Genomic DNA, 14,108 nt, shown 5'->3' on the forward strand with positions numbered 1-14,108 from the left:
TAAAGGCCACCATGACTAAAACCGACTATCTGATGCGTTTACGTAAATGCACCACGATTGATACTCTCGAACGTGTTATTGAGAAAAATAAGTACGAGCTTTCCGATGATGAACTGGAGCTGTTTTACTCAGCGGCCGATCACCGTCTGGCAGAGCTCACCATGAACAAACTGTATGACAAAATCCCCACCTCCGTTTGGAAATATGTCAGATAATCAGCCCCCCAACGCGTTGAGCCGATGCTTTTATCGGCCTCAATGTTCAAGTTAAATACGTACTTTTCCTATTGACAGTAAAACTTCATTTACGTTCCCTCTTTCGATAATAATATTTCCGGAAACAATTTTCTTTTTTAATCGAGACAGGTTACCTCATCGCCCGCCTCACTATGCCTGCCCCCAGCACAGCTAATTCATTATCCAAAAGAATTGAGGGCGGGAAGAAAAGAAATGCGTGTCGCTCTGCCTGATGACAGAAATGGATAATAGATACGTGGAAGAGAGGTGACAAAAGCGCGGATTGGCGAAGCCCAAATGGGTGGGGACCCTGCCAGCTACATCCCGGCACACACGTCACCTGCTGCGGCTGCTTCCTTCCGGACCTGACCGAGTTCACAAGTTAGTGTTGCGGGAGAACCAACAGGGCCCCCATTGACGGCTTCTGTACTCTGAAGCGGTGGGCATTATCGGCGATGCCCCACCAAATAGCAAGCCAACCGGGGCCAACCGCTGTTTTCTTACCCACCTGCGCTGTGGCACACTCTTCACCTGGGTTTTGACTCGTGCAGGAACAGCAATATGCAACCAGAAGACGCCTCTTTCAGCCAGCGGGTTTTCCATATCGTGGCCGCCATCCCGTTCGGCAAAGTCACCACTTACGGTGAAGTCGCCCGGCTGGCCGGCTCGCCGCGCGCCGCGCGTCAGGTTGGCGGCGTGCTGCGGCGTTTGCCCGAAGGCAGCACGCTGCCCTGGCACCGGGTGATCAACCGGCACGGACAGATCTCGCAGCAGGGGGAGGATTTTCAACGGCAACGGCAGGCACTGCTGGCGGAGGGGATAATTTTCGGCCCGCACAGCACGGTCGATTTCGAACGCTACGGCTGGCGCTGGTAAAACAAAACAGCCTTTGGCCGAAGCGCAAAGGCTGTTGATTTCATCTTGCTGTACCGCAGTAAGTTTACTGCATGGCGGTTGGCGCAGCCTGAATCGGCACACCCTGAACCGGAACCAGCAGCAGATCGGCGCGGGTGCCGTTGCGGTTAACCACTTCCTGGATGGTGTCGGTAATGAACATCAGGCGCCCGTTGACCGTCACCGCCGCGCTCAGAATGATGCGCGCATTCGGTTGGATGTCGGACGGGTTGTACGGCAGCGTAAAGCTGAATGGCGCCTGCTGCCCTTCAGTACGTACCGCGCGCTGTGCAATCACTTTGGACGGCGCATCTGCCAGCGAAGCGTCAGAGAGGGTGACCGTCAGTACGGCGTCCGGCGGCAGCGCAATGCGCTGACGTATATTAACCGAACCTGTCACCGCCGGGCCCTGAATCTGCGTTTGCGCAGCCGCCGGGTTACCGGCCGCCTGTGTAGGCACATCGGCACTCTTTTGCGCGCATCCTGCCAGCGTGATCGTCAGTGCCGCGGCACCGCCTACGATTTGCCAGAGTTTCATGGATCGGTCTCCTTTTTTATTATCAACATGTTGGTGGCTTTCACCACCTCACCTATTAAACCTAGCACAAAACACTGATAAATCCACTTTACCCCGTCTATTAATCACTTAAACAGCCCAAGGCGTCCATGATTAAGAGCATTCTCATCGGCCCTTAACGCAAAATGTTGACGCCGCGCCGTGATATTCCGCACACTGCGCAAAATGATTATTAGAAAGGTAACAACTTTATGAGCCAGGCATTGCAAAACCTCCTCGATCTGCTGGATCTGGAGAAAATCGAAGAAGGATTGTTCCGCGGTCAGAGTGAAGATCTGGGGCTGCGCCAGGTGTTCGGCGGGCAGGTGGTCGGTCAGGCGTTGTACGCCGCCAAACAAACGGTGCCGGACGAGCGCAGCGTGCATTCGTTCCACAGCTACTTCCTGCGCCCGGGCGACAGCAGCAAACCTATCGTTTACGACGTGGAAACCCTGCGCGACGGCAACAGCTTCAGCGCGCGCCGCGTTAGCGCCATCCAGCACGGCAAACCTATCTTCTATATGACCGCCTCCTTCCAAAGTCCGGAAACGGGCTTCGAGCATCAGAACCTGATGCCGGACGTGCCGCCGCCGGAAGGGCTGCTATCTGAATCAGAGATCGCCCAGAAGCTGGCGCATATGCTGCCGGAAAAAGTGCGCGAAAAATTTATCGGCCAGAAGCCGATCGAAATGCGCCCGGTGAAATTCCATAACCCGCTGAAAGGCAGCGTGGAAGAACCGCATCGCTATGTGTGGTTCCGCGCCAACGGCAGCATGCCGGACGATCAGCGCATCCACCAATATCTGCTGGGCTACGCGTCGGACTTTAATTTCCTGCCGACGGCGCTGCAGCCGCACGGCGTCGGTTTCCTCGAGCCGGGCATGCAGGTGGCCACCATTGACCACTCAATGTGGTTCCACCGCCCGTTCCGCATGGATGACTGGCTGCTGTACGCGGTGGAGAGCTCCTCCGCCTCCGGCGCACGAGGCTTTGTGCGCGGCCAGATTTATACCCGCGACGGCGTACTGGTCGCCACCACCGTGCAGGAAGGGGTGATTCGCCAACGCGACGCCTGATCCGCAGCATAAAGAAAGGGGCGATGTTTCCATCGCCCCTTTTGGCTTCATCATTATTTTAGTCTTTAGCGCACTGCCCTGCTTTGAGCCTTACTGGTTGTAGGCGCTCTCGCCGTGGCTGTTGACGTCCAGCCCCTCGCGTTCCTGCTCCTCCGGCACTCTCAATCCAACCATGGCGCCCGCGATCTTGAAGGCGATAAAGGCGGCGACGCTCGACCACACCAGCGTGATCAGCACGCTCACCAGTTGGATCCAGACCTGATGGCCCATCGTCACCCCTTCGGCGTAACCGGTGCCGCCCAGTGAAGAGGCGGTGAACACCCCGGTCAACAGGCAGCCGACGATGCCGCACACCCCGTGCACACCGAACACGTCACAGGTGTCGTCCACTTTCAGCCATTTTTTCAGCGTCACGACGCCCCACAGGCCTGCGACGCCGCCCACCAGGCCGATGATCAACGCCCCGCCCACCCCCACGGTGCCCGCCGCCGGCGTCACTGCAACCAGCCCGGCGATCATGCCGGAGCAGGCGCCCAGCAATGAAGGCTTGCCGCGCAGCACCCACTCGGCGAAGGTCCAGGAGAGAATGGCGCCCGCAGTGGCAACCACGGTATTGAGGAATGCCAAGGCCGCAATGCCGTTGGCCGCACTGGCGGAACCGGCATTGAAGCCGAACCAGCCGATATACAGGATGGACGCCCCGGTAAACACCATCGGCAGGTTGTGCGGTTTGAAGGCCTCTTTACCGAAGCCGGCGCGTTTGCCAATCAGGTAGGCGCCGATCAACCCGGCGCTGGCGGCGTTGATGTGCACCACGGTGCCGCCGGCGAAGTCCAATGCGCCGTCGGCGGCCAGGTAGCCTCCGCCCCACACCATGTGCGCGATCGGCAGATAAGACAGCGTGAACCACAGGATCGCGAAGATCAGCACCGCCGAGAAACGAATGCGTTCGGCGAAGCCGCCCACCACCAACGCCACGGTGATACAGGCGAAGGAGGCCTGGAAAGCGACGTGGATCATCTGGCTGATGCTGCCGGTGACGCTGTCGATGCCGATGCCTTTCAGCATCGCCGTCTCGAATCCGCCGAACACCGCATTGCCTTCGCTGAACGCCAGGCTGTAGCCATACAGCACCCACAGCACGCAGACCAACGCGAAGGTGACGGTGACCTGCGTCAGCATCGACAGCACGTTTTTACCGCGCAGCAGACCGCCGTAAAACAGCGCGATGCCCGGCAGCGTCATGAACAGCACCAACGCGGTGCAGATCATCATAAAGGCGTTGTCGGCCTTATCGGCGACCGCCGGGGCGGCCAGGGCCAAAGAAGGAACCAGGGTTACCGAACTCAGGCCCAACATGGATAACAGTCTTTTCATTATCAATCATCCCCATCACTTAACTGAGTTCGCGGTTACAGTGCCGATTCGTCGGTTTCGCCGGTGCGAATGCGGATCACGCGTTGCAATTCGGCAACGAAAATTTTGCCGTCGCCGATTTTGCCGGTGTAGGCAGCTTTGCTAATCACCTCAACCACTTCATCCAACTGATCGTCGGCGATGGCGATATCGATTTTGACCTTGGGCAGGAAGTTGACGTTATATTCGGCGCCGCGATACAGCTCGGCGTGCCCCTTCTGGCGGCCAAAGCCCTTCACTTCGGTTACGGTCAACCCCTGAATGCCCACGGAGGACAAGGCCTCGCGCACGTCCTCCAGCTTGAACGGTTTGATTACCACGGTCACCAGCTTCATATTGCCCCTCCACGAATTAAGCCCAAACTCACCCCTGGTACGCGTCATATGTAGCAAGGGCTGTGCCAAATTTAATTTTGCAGGGCGATTCAGCGGATTAGCGGGCACGCGGGCGCAGCCGCGAGGCAGCACGGCGCCAATACCTTGGATAGGTTAAATAATGCGCACCGATTTGGTGCGCATCGCGTCGAAAAAGTGCAGAAAGGGGGCGTGGCCCAGATGGTTTGCCTGCTTATGGTGCGTTGGAAAGAAAGAAGGGCCGCGAGCGCGGCCCATGTTCAGGCGGGTTGGCTCTCCTCGCGCACCGCTTCCGCCAGTTGTTCGCCCGCCAACTGCAGCTGGTACATCTGGTAGTAACGCCCCTGCTGCGCCAGCAGCTGCTGATGGTTGCCCTGCTCCACCGCCTGGCCGCGATGCAGCACCAAAATGGAATCGGCATCGACGATGGTCGACAGCCGGTGGGCGATCACCACCAGCGTGGTGTGCTCGCGGATCGCACGCAGCGCGCGCTGGATAGCCTGTTCGGTGCCCGAGTCGATATTGGCGGTCGCCTCGTCGAGGATCAGGATCTGCGGCGCCTGCACCAAGACCCGCGCCATCGCCAGCAGCTGTTTCTGCCCGACCGACAGGTTATTGCCCTGCTCTCCCAGGCGGGTGTGGATACCCTGCGGGAAGCCGCGCACCAGATCCGCCAGCTGCACCGTTTCCAGCGCCCGCCAAACGGCGTCTTCCTCGATATTGCGCCCCAACGTGACGTTGGCCAGCACCGAATCGGCGATCACCACCGGATCCTGCTGCACCATCGCTACGCCCTGGCGCAGCGTGCGGTGCGACAAGCTGGAGATCGGGCGGCCATCGAGACGCACTTCCCCCTCGCTGACCGGGTAATAACCCATCAGCAGGTTAGCCAAGGTGCTCTTGCCGCTGCCGGTGTGCCCGACCAGCGCCACGAAGCCGCGCGACGGCACCGACAGCGAAATATGCTGCAGCACCTTTTTATCCGCACGGTAAGCGAAGCTCAGATCGGTGATATCGATACGGCCGCCGGCCAATGGACTATCGTCGGCGCCGTAGCTCTGCTGGCTGCGATCCATCAGTTCGAAAATACGTTCGCCAGCCACCACCGCCTGCTGCAGGATCGACTGTTGTGACGTCAGCTCGATCAGCGGTTCGTTCAAACGCCCCAGGTAGTTGATGAAGGCATAGAGCACGCCGACGCCAATCACGCCTTCGCCGCTGAAGCCGAACAACATCAGCAAACCGCACAGCACCAGTGCCGAAAACAGGCTGAGCAGCGGCCGCAGCAGGAAACCGTCGAGCCGCAGGGTCTGCATGCGCGCGAGATAGTGCGACTGGCTGGCGGCGCTCATGCGCTCGCCGAAGCGCACCTGCTGGCGGAATTGCTGGATCACGCCCATGCCGTTGATCACTTCGTTGAAACCGTCGTTGATGTCCGCCAGATAACTGCGCACCCGGCGCACGATCGGCGTACTGTAATATTGATAAATGCCCATCACCACGAACACCGCCGGGAAGATGCAGATGGCCACCAGCGCCATGCGCCAGTCGAGGCTGAACATCGCCACCAGCATGGCGCCGATCAGCGCGGCGCTTTTCAGCACCGTGGAGACCACCATCACGTACAGATCCTTGATCACTTCGGTGTCGTTGGTAACGCGCGAGATCAATTGCCCGACCGGTTGCGTGTCGAAGGCGCTGAGCGGCTGGCGCAGCGCGGCGTCCATCACGTCGGTGCGCAGCCGCTGCACCACCCCCACCGCCGCCTGGTTGAACAGCAGCGCCTGGAAGTAGTGCAGCGCCGCCGCCAGCAGCTCCAGCAGAATGTAGGCCGCCGCCAGCCCGCCGACGATCATCAGCGGTAGTTGCCCTTTGGCGACGTAATTATCGATAAAATAGCTCACCAGGATCGGCCCGGCGACTTCCGCCGCCGCCGCGATCCACAGCATCAGCACCGCCAGCCCCAGCGGTTTGCGGTACGGCGAGCCGTAGGCCAGCAGCCGCTTCAGCGTCGGCCACAGCTTTTGCACTTTATTCATCGGCCAACGCCTCCTCGCCGTTTTCCGGCGCTTCGTCCAGCGCCGCTTCCAGCTGCTGATAACGGTACATATCGCGATACCAGCCCGGCTGCGCCGCCAACGCAGCCGGATCGCCGCGCTGCGCCACGCCGCCGTGCTGCATCACCAGGATCTCGCTGGCTTCGGTCAATGCCGACAGCCGGTGCGCGCTGATGATCACCGTGCGATCTTGTCCCCAGCTGCGCAGGTTGTGCAGGATCTGGTGTTCGGTACGGCCATCCACCGCCGACAGCGCATCGTCGAGGATCAGGATTTCCGCATCCAGCAGCAGCGCTCGTGCAATGGAGATGCGCTGTTTCTGCCCGCCCGACAGCATCACGCCGCGTTCGCCCACCTCGGTGTCATAGCCCTGCGGCAGCCGCAGAATGTCCTCATGGACGCTGGCCAACCGCGCCGCCTGTTCGATCTGCGCCTGCGTCGCCCCCGGATGGCCCAGCGCGATGTTGTTCGCCACGGTATCGGAGAACAGGAACGGCGTTTGGCTCACCACCGACAGCCGCGAACGCCAGTCGTCGAGTTTGACCTGCGGCAACGGCAGGCCGTGATAGCGGATCTGCCCTTGGTCGACGTCGAACTGGCGCTGGATCAGCGACAGTAATGTCGACTTACCGGCCCCGGTCGGCCCGCACAGCCCCAGCATCTGCCCCGGCTTCAACGTCAGCGCCACATCGTGCAGCGCCGGATGTGGGTTGTCCGGGTAGTGGAACGCGCGGATATCCACGTCCAGCACGCCGCGCCCGGCCGGCAACGCCTGCGGGCCATCCTGCACCGCCGGCGCCTCATCGAGCAGGCTGCGGATGCGGCTGTAGGCCGCGCTGCCGCGCTCGACGATATTGAACATCCAGGCCAGCGCCAGCATCGGCCAGATCATCAGGCCGAGGTACATCACAAAGCTGGTCAGTTGCCCGAGCGTCAGTGAACCGTTCACCACCATCCAGCTGCCGCCGCCGATGGCCAACAGGTTAGACGCGCCGATGGCGATATAAATGGTCGGATCGAAGCGCGCATCCACCCGCGCCACGTGCATGTTCTTGGCCCCGGTCTGCGCCGCGACATCGGCGAAGCGGTTCGATTGGTGATCTTCCAGCCCAAAGGCCTTGATCATGCGTATGCTGGTCATGCTTTCCTGCGCCTGATCGTTCAGGCTGGAAAACGCCGCCTGCGCCGATTTAAAGCGCTGGTGCAGCTGGTCGCCATAATATTTGATGGCGATCGCCATCAGCGGCATCGGGATTAACGCCAACACCGTCAGCTGCCAGCTGATTTGGGTGCTCATCACCACCAGCACCACCACCCCCATCACGAGCGAATCCACCAACGTCAGCACGCCTTCACCGGCGGCGAACACCACGCGATCCACATCGTTGGTGGCGCGCGCCATCAGGTCGCCGGTGCGGTGGCGCAGGTAGAACGCCGGGTTTTGTCGGCTGAGCTGGCGGTAAAAGTTTTCGCGCAGTTCGACCGCCAGCTGGTAGGAGGCGCCGAACAGCAATACCCGCCACACATAGCGCAGCAGGTAAACGACGATCGCGGTGCCGATCATCAGCCCGAGCCAGGCCATCAGCACGCCGGTGGACATCTGTTTTTCGGTGACGCCGTCCACGATGATGCCGACCAGCTTAGGCGGCAACAGTTGCAGGATGGCGATGACGATCAGCAGCACCACCGCCCCGAGGTAGCGGCGCCACTCCCGGCGGAAGTACCAGCCGATTTGTGCAAATAATCTCACGCAGTTTGATTCCAGGATTTTATGGGATTTGTCTCTTTTTCTGCTTCAGCAGAGCAGGATACCATCGTTGAGCCGCCCGTCCGGTGAACTTTTCACTCCGGCACCGGCAGCGCGGTGGTGTATTTGATTTTTTCCATGGCAAAGCTCGAGGTGACGTCAATAAGGCCCGGTACGCCGTTCACCAGGCGCTTATAAAAGCCGTCGTAGCTTTTCATGTCCGCCACTTCGACCTGCATCAGGTAGTCGTACTCCCCCGCCATCCGGTAGAACGCCAGCACCTCGGGCATTTGGCTGGTCAACTGCACAAACGCCTGATACCACTCGCTGCTGTGCTGCTGGGTCTTGATCAGCACGAACGCCGTCAACCCCAGGCCGAGCTTTTCATTATCCAGCAAGGCCACTCGGCCGCGAATATAGCCCTCGTCCTCCAGGCGCTTCAGCCGTTTCCAGCACGGCGTCGAGGTCAAATTGACCGCATCGGCCAGCGCCTGCAGCGACTGGGTGCAATCTTGCTGCAGCATGCACAGCAGCTTACGGTCTGTTTTATCTAACATAGCGGCCACCAGGAGAAAAATTTTCTCTCATTAGGCGATTAAACAGGGAAAATGGCAATCCTTTTTTCCCGCCGACAGGCTATGCTACGCCATAAACCAGCCCCCTATTCTGAGGCCAAATCATGACAAACTCTTGGGTAAAATATGCTATCGGTGAAATAGAAGCGGATTTTCAGCGCTCCGCCGATACGCATCTGATTCGCCTGAACCTGCCGGCGTTTCCCGGCATCTGCCTGTACCTGAAAGATGAGAGCACCCACCCGACCGGCAGCCTGAAACACCGCCTGGCGCGCTCGCTGTTCCTTTATGGCCTGTGCAACGGCTGGATCACCGAGAACACCACCATCATCGAGGCCTCTTCGGGCAGCACCGCGGTGTCCGAAGCCTACTTCGCCCGTCTGATCGGCCTGCCGTTCATCGCGGTGATGCCGTCCTGCACCGCGCGCCGCAAGGTGGAGCAGATCGCCTTCTATGGCGGCCGCTGTCACTTCGTCGATCACGCCGCCCAGATCTACGCCGCCTCCGAACAGCTGGCGAAAGAGCTGAATGGCCACTATATGGATCAGTTCACCTACGCCGAGCGCGCCACCGACTGGCGCGGCAACAACAACATCGCCGACAGCATCTTCCGCCAGATGGCGCGCGAACCCTTCCCGGTGCCGAAACACATCGTGATGAGCGCCGGCACCGGCGGCACCTCCGCCACGCTGGGGCGCTATATCCGCTATCAGGGGCACGACACCCAATTGACGGTGGTCGATCCGGAAAACTCGGTGTTCTATGACTGCTTCCACCACGGCGATCGCACCCTGATCGGCAGCTGCGGCAGCCGTATCGAAGGCATCGGCCGCCCGCGCGCCGAGCCGTCGTTCATCCCGTCGGTGGTCGACAACATGCTGCGCGTGCCGGATGCCGCCAGCGTCGCCACCATTCACTGGCTGGAAGGCGTGCTGGGCCGCAAGGTTGGCGCCTCTACCGGCACCAACGTTTGGGGTGCGCTGCAGTTGGCGAAGCAGATGCGGGAAAACGGCGAGCAAGGGGCGATCGTTACCCTGCTGTGCGACAGCGGCGAGCGTTATCTGGATACCTATTACAACCCGGAATGGGTCAGCAACAACATCGGCGATCTGCAGCCGTATCTCGCGCAGCTGGCGGATTTGTAACGCCAGGCTTCGGGTAAAAAAAAGCCGGGTAGTCATACCCGGCCGGCTGTAAGGAGAACCTCATTCTTCGGGGGAATAGGTGAGGCAAGGTGAACGCAGCCAATGTTGTAAATAGTGGGCCACCGCCTGTTGTTGGCAATGGCCGATAACCGGTAGCTGCGGCAGCAGGGATTTCAGCTGCGGCAGGGCATTGCCCATCACCACGCCGTGCCCCACCGCTCCCAGCATCTCTTTGTCGTTCATCGCGTCGCCGAACGCCATGCAGTCGGCCATCGTCAGCCCCAGATGACGGCTCAGCCGCTCCAGCGCCGTGCCTTTGTTGCAACCGAGCGGCAGCACCTCCAGACAGTCGTAGGCGGAAAAGCACAGGTCTGCCTCGTCGCCCAACTGCGCCCGCAGCTGCACCTGCAACGCCAGCAACTCTTCATGCGGCGCGACAAAGCACACCTTGCTGTTGCCGAACGCCGGCAGACGGCGCACATCGGCCAGTTGAAAACGAAAGCCGCTCAGGTGGTGCGCCCGCAGCATCTCTTCCGGCACGGGAAACTCGGTCAGCCAACCTTCGTCGCGGAATACATGCATGCTGGCGCGGGTGCGCCAATGATGATGCAGCACCTCTTCGGCAATCTCCGCCGGCAGGTCGGTGGCGTGCAGCTGTTGGCCGCGGTTGTCATATACCCGCGTGCCGTTGCCGGTGATCAGGTAACCGTGCAGCCCCAGTTGCGCCATGATCGGTTGCGCATCGAGGTAGTGCCGCCCGGTGGCGAACGTCACCACCATCTCCCGCTCCACCAGCTGGTTCAGCACCGCCAGCGTTTCCGGACCAACCCGGTGATCCGGCATCAACAGCGTGCCGTCCATATCGAAAGCTGCCAGGCGATACATAAAGACCTCTTGAATGTGAACGCGATTACAATCACTGCAGTATGGGATGGCATTTGCGGAAGTAATAGTGAACAATTTGAGAAAACTGTTCCGGATTTCTGCCCATGCGCCTGGTTCACCGTCTCAGCCAATATCAACGCCTGTACCATCAGCTCGGCAGCGCGCCGGTCGCCGTGACCATCGGCGAGCTGGCGGCGATGTTCTACTGCAGCGAACGCCATGCCCGCACGTTGGTGCAACAGCTGCAGGATCAAGGCTGGCTGAGCTGGCATTCGCAGCCCGGCCGCGGCAAACGCGCTCGCCTGCACTGCCTGAAAACCCCGGATGAACTGCGCGCGCAGCTGTTGCAGCAGCTGTTGCAACAGGGCAATCATCAGGGGGCGCTGGAGATGGCGCAGCTCGATCCGCAGCACCTGCAGGATCTGCTCAGCCCGCACCTCGGCGGACAATGGCAGGCCGGCAGCCCGACGCTGCGCATTCCCTATTACCGCACGCTGGAGGCGCTCGACCCGCTCACGCTGACCGGCCGCGCCGAACAACATCTGGTGTCGACCCTGCACGCCGGACTGACGCGCCTGATGACCGGTAACCCGGAACCGCAACCCGATCTGGCGCACCATTGGCAGATTAGCGATCGCGGCCTGCGCTGGCGCTTCTTTCTGCGCAGCCAGCTACGCTGGCACAACGGCGAACTGTTGACCGGCCACCAGCTGCTGCAAACGCTGGAAAAACTGCAGCGCCATCCGCGCAGCCAACCGAGCCTGACTAACGTCGCGCGCATCAGCCTGCCGCATCCGCTGTGCATTCAGTTCGATCTGCAGTTGCCGGACTATTGGCTGGCCCACCGGCTGGCGGAGCTGCCTTGTCTGATGACCCATCCGGAGCTGCCGGCCATCGGCGCCGGCCCGTTCAAGCTGACGTTGAATGAACCGCAGCTGGTGCGGCTGGAACAGCACGCCGGTTACCATCTGCAGCATCCGTATCTGGACACCATCGAATACTGGATCACCCCCGATCTGCCCACCGCCGGCGCCGACACCAGCTGCCAGCATCCGGTACGCATCACCATAGGCCAGCAAGACGATTTGGCGCAGGCCCGGCCAGTGCAGCGCAGCATGAGCCTGGGCTGGTGTTATTTGGCGCTGAACCTGCGCCACGGCGTGCTGAGCGAAGCCCAGGGGCAAAAGCTGCTGATGCTGATCCAGCAGTCCGGCCTGCTGAACCATCTGCCGATCCCCAACAGCGTGATCACCCCCAGCCATGAAATGCTGCCCGGCTGGCGCATCCCGCACCAACAGGTCGAAGAGGACGTCGCCCTGCCCGCCCGGCTGACGCTGCTGTATCGGCCGCCGGTCGAGCTGGAAACGGTGACGGCCGCGCTACAGCGGTTGCTCGCGCAGCACGGCTGCGAGCTGGAAGTGCGCTACTACGCCGGCAAGCGCTGGCAAAGCGAGGAACAGATCGCCCAGGCCGACCTGCTGCTGGCGGACAACTTGATCGGCGAGGCGCCGGAGGCGACGCTGGAGAGCTGGCTGCGTCAGGATACGCTGTGGCGCGGCATCCTCACGGAAAGCCGCTGGCAGCAGCAACAGGATATGCTGCGGCAGATCCAGCAGCTGCAGGCGCAGCAACCGCGCTTCGAACAACTGCAGGCCTATTATCAACAGCTGATGGCCGCCGCCATCATCACGCCGCTGTTTCACTACCAGTATCAGATCAGCGCACCGCCGCGCATGCATGGCGTGACGCTGACCGCGCACGGCTGGTTCGATTTTTGCCAGGCGTGGCTGCCGCCGCCGGTGGATGACGCACCGGCCTGAGCCGAACCGCCCTGCGCCTGGCGGCCCTTTCTGCTACTATTGTCGCCGCAACGCAATTTTTATCCTGCCGCCCGAATGTGTATCGGGAGAGGCCAAAGCCCAAAAAGGTGATTTTATGAAGCGCGCGGTTGTCGTTTTCAGCGGTGGACAAGACTCCACGACCTGCTTGATCCAGGCATTGCAACAGTATGACGAAGTTCACTGCGTCACGTTCGATTACGGCCAGCGCCATCGCGCCGAGATTGAAGTGGCTCAAGCGCTGTCGGTAGCCCTCGGCGCCAAGGCGCACAAGGTGCTGGACGTGACGCTGCTCAATGAGCTGGCCGTCAGCAGCCTGACGCGCGACAATATTCCGGTTCCCGCCTACGATCCCAACCAGAAAAATGCGCTGCCGAGCACCTTCGTGCCGGGCCGCAACATCCTGTTCCTGACGCTGGCGGCGATCTACGCCTACCAGGTCGAAGCGGAAGCGGTGATCACCGGCGTGTGTGAAACCGATTTCTCCGGCTACCCGGATTGCCGCGACGAGTTCGTTAAAGCGCTGAACAAGGCGGTGACGCTGGGCATCGCCCGCGATATCCGCTTCGAAACGCCGCTGATGTGGCTGAACAAGGCCGAGACCTGGGCGCTGGCGGATTATTACCACCAGCTGGATCGCGTACGCCAGGATACGCTGACCTGCTACAACGGCATCAAGGGTGACGGCTGCGGCGAGTGCGCCGCCTGCAACCTGCGCGCCAATGGCCTGACGCAGTACCGGGCCAACCAGGCAGAAGTGATGGCGGCGTTGAAACAGAAAGCCGGCCTGGCCTGAGGGCAGTGACGGCGGCAGCCTCTGCCGCCCGTGAGCTTACTGCGGATTATCCTTCAGCGTGAGCGCCTCCAGGTGCTCGCGCAATTCGCCTTCGATCGGCAGCGCCCGCTGCGTTTTCAGATCGACGCACACGAAAGTCAGCAGCGCGTCTGCCACCGGCGTCCCCGCCGGATCCTGCGTCACCTTTTGGCTCAGCACCCCGCTCTTGCCGTTGAGCTGCACCATCTGGCTGTCGATACGCAGCTTATCCCCCAATACCGCCGGGCTGCGGTAATTGATATTGATGTTCACCACGATGAAAGCGATGTTGTTTTCCGTCATCCAGCGGAACCCGGCTTCGTTCTCCAACCACTCCCAACGCGCCTCTTCCAGAAACTCCAGATAGCGGGCGTTGTTAACGTGCTGGTAAACATCAAGGTGATAACCGCGAACTTTGATAAAGGTTTGCATAGGGAACGATCGCTCCTGCCTGGTGATTACAGAAAGAGGGAGCCACGCTGGCTCCCTCGCCCGTTTGGTCAACGCGCCAAACTG

At 60.8% G+C, this 14,108-nt stretch carries 14 protein-coding genes and 1 other RNA gene; 6 read left to right on the forward strand and 9 right to left on the reverse strand.

The window, feature by feature from the left end:
• Positions 1 to 11 precede the first annotated feature (11 nt).
• Positions 12 to 215 carry an HHA domain-containing protein gene (locus ACJ8KE_RS12705; RefSeq protein ID WP_004940313.1) on the forward strand — a complete coding sequence of 68 codons (204 nt, stop codon included), beginning with the start codon at positions 12 to 14 and terminating at the stop codon, positions 213 to 215.
• Positions 216 to 544: 329 nt separating this feature from the next.
• Here ACJ8KE_RS12705 and ffs read toward each other — a convergent pair.
• Positions 545 to 641: signal recognition particle sRNA small type (gene ffs / locus ACJ8KE_RS12710), an RNA gene on the reverse strand.
• Positions 642 to 797: 156 nt separating this feature from the next.
• On the opposite strand from ffs, the gene ACJ8KE_RS12715 reads away from it, so the two are divergent.
• Positions 798 to 1,112 carry an MGMT family protein gene (locus ACJ8KE_RS12715; RefSeq protein WP_004940317.1) on the forward strand — a complete coding sequence of 105 codons (315 nt, stop codon included), beginning with the start codon at positions 798 to 800 and terminating at the stop codon, positions 1,110 to 1,112.
• Positions 1,113 to 1,176: 64 nt separating this feature from the next.
• Here the strand turns inward: ACJ8KE_RS12715 and ACJ8KE_RS12720 are convergent, their stop codons facing one another.
• Positions 1,177 to 1,668 (reverse strand): YbaY family lipoprotein, encoded by a 492-nt coding sequence (locus ACJ8KE_RS12720; RefSeq protein ID WP_016928846.1) that lies wholly within the window; start codon positions 1,666 to 1,668, stop codon positions 1,177 to 1,179.
• 230 nt (positions 1,669 to 1,898) lie between these two features.
• Here ACJ8KE_RS12720 and tesB point away from each other — a divergent pair, with 230 nt between their 5' ends.
• Entirely contained in the window at positions 1,899 to 2,762 is an 864-nt protein-coding gene (gene tesB, locus ACJ8KE_RS12725) for an acyl-CoA thioesterase II (protein ID WP_016928847.1), read from the forward strand.
• A gap of 90 nt (positions 2,763 to 2,852) precedes the next feature.
• On the opposite strand, the gene amtB is transcribed toward tesB, so the two are convergent.
• The 5 genes from amtB to ACJ8KE_RS12750 form a co-directional block, all read right to left on the reverse strand.
• Positions 2,853 to 4,139 (reverse strand): ammonium transporter AmtB, encoded by a 1,287-nt coding sequence (gene amtB, locus ACJ8KE_RS12730; RefSeq protein WP_004940322.1) that lies wholly within the window; start codon positions 4,137 to 4,139, stop codon positions 2,853 to 2,855.
• A 35-nt stretch (positions 4,140 to 4,174) separates the two neighbouring features.
• Positions 4,175 to 4,513, reverse strand: coding sequence for a P-II family nitrogen regulator (gene glnK, locus ACJ8KE_RS12735; RefSeq protein ID WP_049299676.1), 339 nt, complete (start codon positions 4,511 to 4,513; stop codon positions 4,175 to 4,177).
• Between the two features lie 278 nt (positions 4,514 to 4,791).
• Entirely contained in the window at positions 4,792 to 6,570 is a 1,779-nt protein-coding gene (gene smdB / locus ACJ8KE_RS12740; protein WP_016928850.1) for a multidrug efflux ABC transporter permease/ATP-binding subunit SmdB, read from the reverse strand.
• Positions 6,563 to 8,338 (reverse strand): multidrug efflux ABC transporter permease/ATP-binding subunit SmdA, encoded by a 1,776-nt coding sequence (gene smdA, locus ACJ8KE_RS12745; protein ID WP_016928851.1) that lies wholly within the window; start codon positions 8,336 to 8,338, stop codon positions 6,563 to 6,565. Before smdA ends, smdB begins: the two co-directional genes overlap by 8 nt.
• A gap of 92 nt (positions 8,339 to 8,430) precedes the next feature.
• Positions 8,431 to 8,892: an Lrp/AsnC family transcriptional regulator gene (locus ACJ8KE_RS12750; protein WP_004940330.1), complete on the reverse strand. Its 462-nt coding sequence runs from the start codon at positions 8,890 to 8,892 to the stop codon at positions 8,431 to 8,433.
• Positions 8,893 to 9,014: 122 nt separating this feature from the next.
• Here ACJ8KE_RS12750 and ACJ8KE_RS12755 point away from each other — a divergent pair, with 122 nt between their 5' ends.
• A complete protein-coding gene (locus tag ACJ8KE_RS12755) occupies positions 9,015 to 10,055 on the forward strand; it encodes a PLP-dependent cysteine synthase family protein (RefSeq protein WP_004940335.1) in 1,041 nt (346 codons plus the stop codon).
• Positions 10,056 to 10,115: 60 nt separating this feature from the next.
• Here ACJ8KE_RS12755 and cof read toward each other — a convergent pair whose 3' ends face one another.
• A complete protein-coding gene (gene cof, locus ACJ8KE_RS12760; protein ID WP_049299678.1) occupies positions 10,116 to 10,940 on the reverse strand; it encodes an HMP-PP phosphatase in 825 nt (274 codons plus the stop codon).
• A gap of 104 nt (positions 10,941 to 11,044) precedes the next feature.
• Between cof and ACJ8KE_RS12765 the strand changes: the two genes are divergently transcribed.
• Both ACJ8KE_RS12765 and queC read left to right on the forward strand, forming a co-directional pair.
• Positions 11,045 to 12,760, forward strand: a complete 1,716-nt coding sequence (locus ACJ8KE_RS12765) for an SgrR family transcriptional regulator (protein WP_079450876.1) — start codon at positions 11,045 to 11,047, stop codon at positions 12,758 to 12,760.
• 115 nt (positions 12,761 to 12,875) lie between these two features.
• A complete protein-coding gene (queC, locus tag ACJ8KE_RS12770) occupies positions 12,876 to 13,574 on the forward strand; it encodes a 7-cyano-7-deazaguanine synthase QueC (RefSeq protein ID WP_016928855.1) in 699 nt (232 codons plus the stop codon).
• Positions 13,575 to 13,610: 36 nt separating this feature from the next.
• Here queC and ACJ8KE_RS12775 read toward each other — a convergent pair whose 3' ends face one another.
• Complete coding sequence (locus ACJ8KE_RS12775) at positions 13,611 to 14,024, reverse strand: acyl-CoA thioesterase (protein ID WP_004940344.1); 414 nt, start codon at positions 14,022 to 14,024, stop codon at positions 13,611 to 13,613.
• Positions 14,025 to 14,108: the final 84 nt, after the last annotated feature.

It is taken from the genome of Serratia sp. CY56464, assembly GCF_052168435.1.
GTDB classification, from domain to species: Bacteria; Pseudomonadota; Gammaproteobacteria; order Enterobacterales; family Enterobacteriaceae; genus Serratia; species Serratia marcescens.

Coding starts and splice junctions, on each gene's coding strand:
- ACJ8KE_RS12755 (WP_004940335.1), top strand. CDS start 9,015: ATGACAAACTCTTGGGTAAAATATGCTATCGGTGAAATAGAAGCGGAT.
- tesB (WP_016928847.1), top strand. CDS start 1,899: ATGAGCCAGGCATTGCAAAACCTCCTCGATCTGCTGGATCTGGAGAAA.
- queC (WP_016928855.1), top strand. CDS start 12,876: ATGAAGCGCGCGGTTGTCGTTTTCAGCGGTGGACAAGACTCCACGACC.
- glnK (WP_049299676.1), bottom strand. CDS start 4,513: ATGAAGCTGGTGACCGTGGTAATCAAACCGTTCAAGCTGGAGGACGTG.
- ACJ8KE_RS12765 (WP_079450876.1), top strand. CDS start 11,045: ATGCGCCTGGTTCACCGTCTCAGCCAATATCAACGCCTGTACCATCAG.
- ACJ8KE_RS12750 (WP_004940330.1), bottom strand. CDS start 8,892: ATGTTAGATAAAACAGACCGTAAGCTGCTGTGCATGCTGCAGCAAGAT.
- ACJ8KE_RS12775 (WP_004940344.1), bottom strand. CDS start 14,024: ATGCAAACCTTTATCAAAGTTCGCGGTTATCACCTTGATGTTTACCAG.
- ACJ8KE_RS12720 (WP_016928846.1), bottom strand. CDS start 1,668: ATGAAACTCTGGCAAATCGTAGGCGGTGCCGCGGCACTGACGATCACG.
- smdB (WP_016928850.1), bottom strand. CDS start 6,570: ATGAATAAAGTGCAAAAGCTGTGGCCGACGCTGAAGCGGCTGCTGGCC.
- ACJ8KE_RS12715 (WP_004940317.1), top strand. CDS start 798: ATGCAACCAGAAGACGCCTCTTTCAGCCAGCGGGTTTTCCATATCGTG.
- ACJ8KE_RS12705 (WP_004940313.1), top strand. CDS start 12: ATGACTAAAACCGACTATCTGATGCGTTTACGTAAATGCACCACGATT.
- cof (WP_049299678.1), bottom strand. CDS start 10,940: ATGTATCGCCTGGCAGCTTTCGATATGGACGGCACGCTGTTGATGCCG.
- amtB (WP_004940322.1), bottom strand. CDS start 4,139: ATGAAAAGACTGTTATCCATGTTGGGCCTGAGTTCGGTAACCCTGGTT.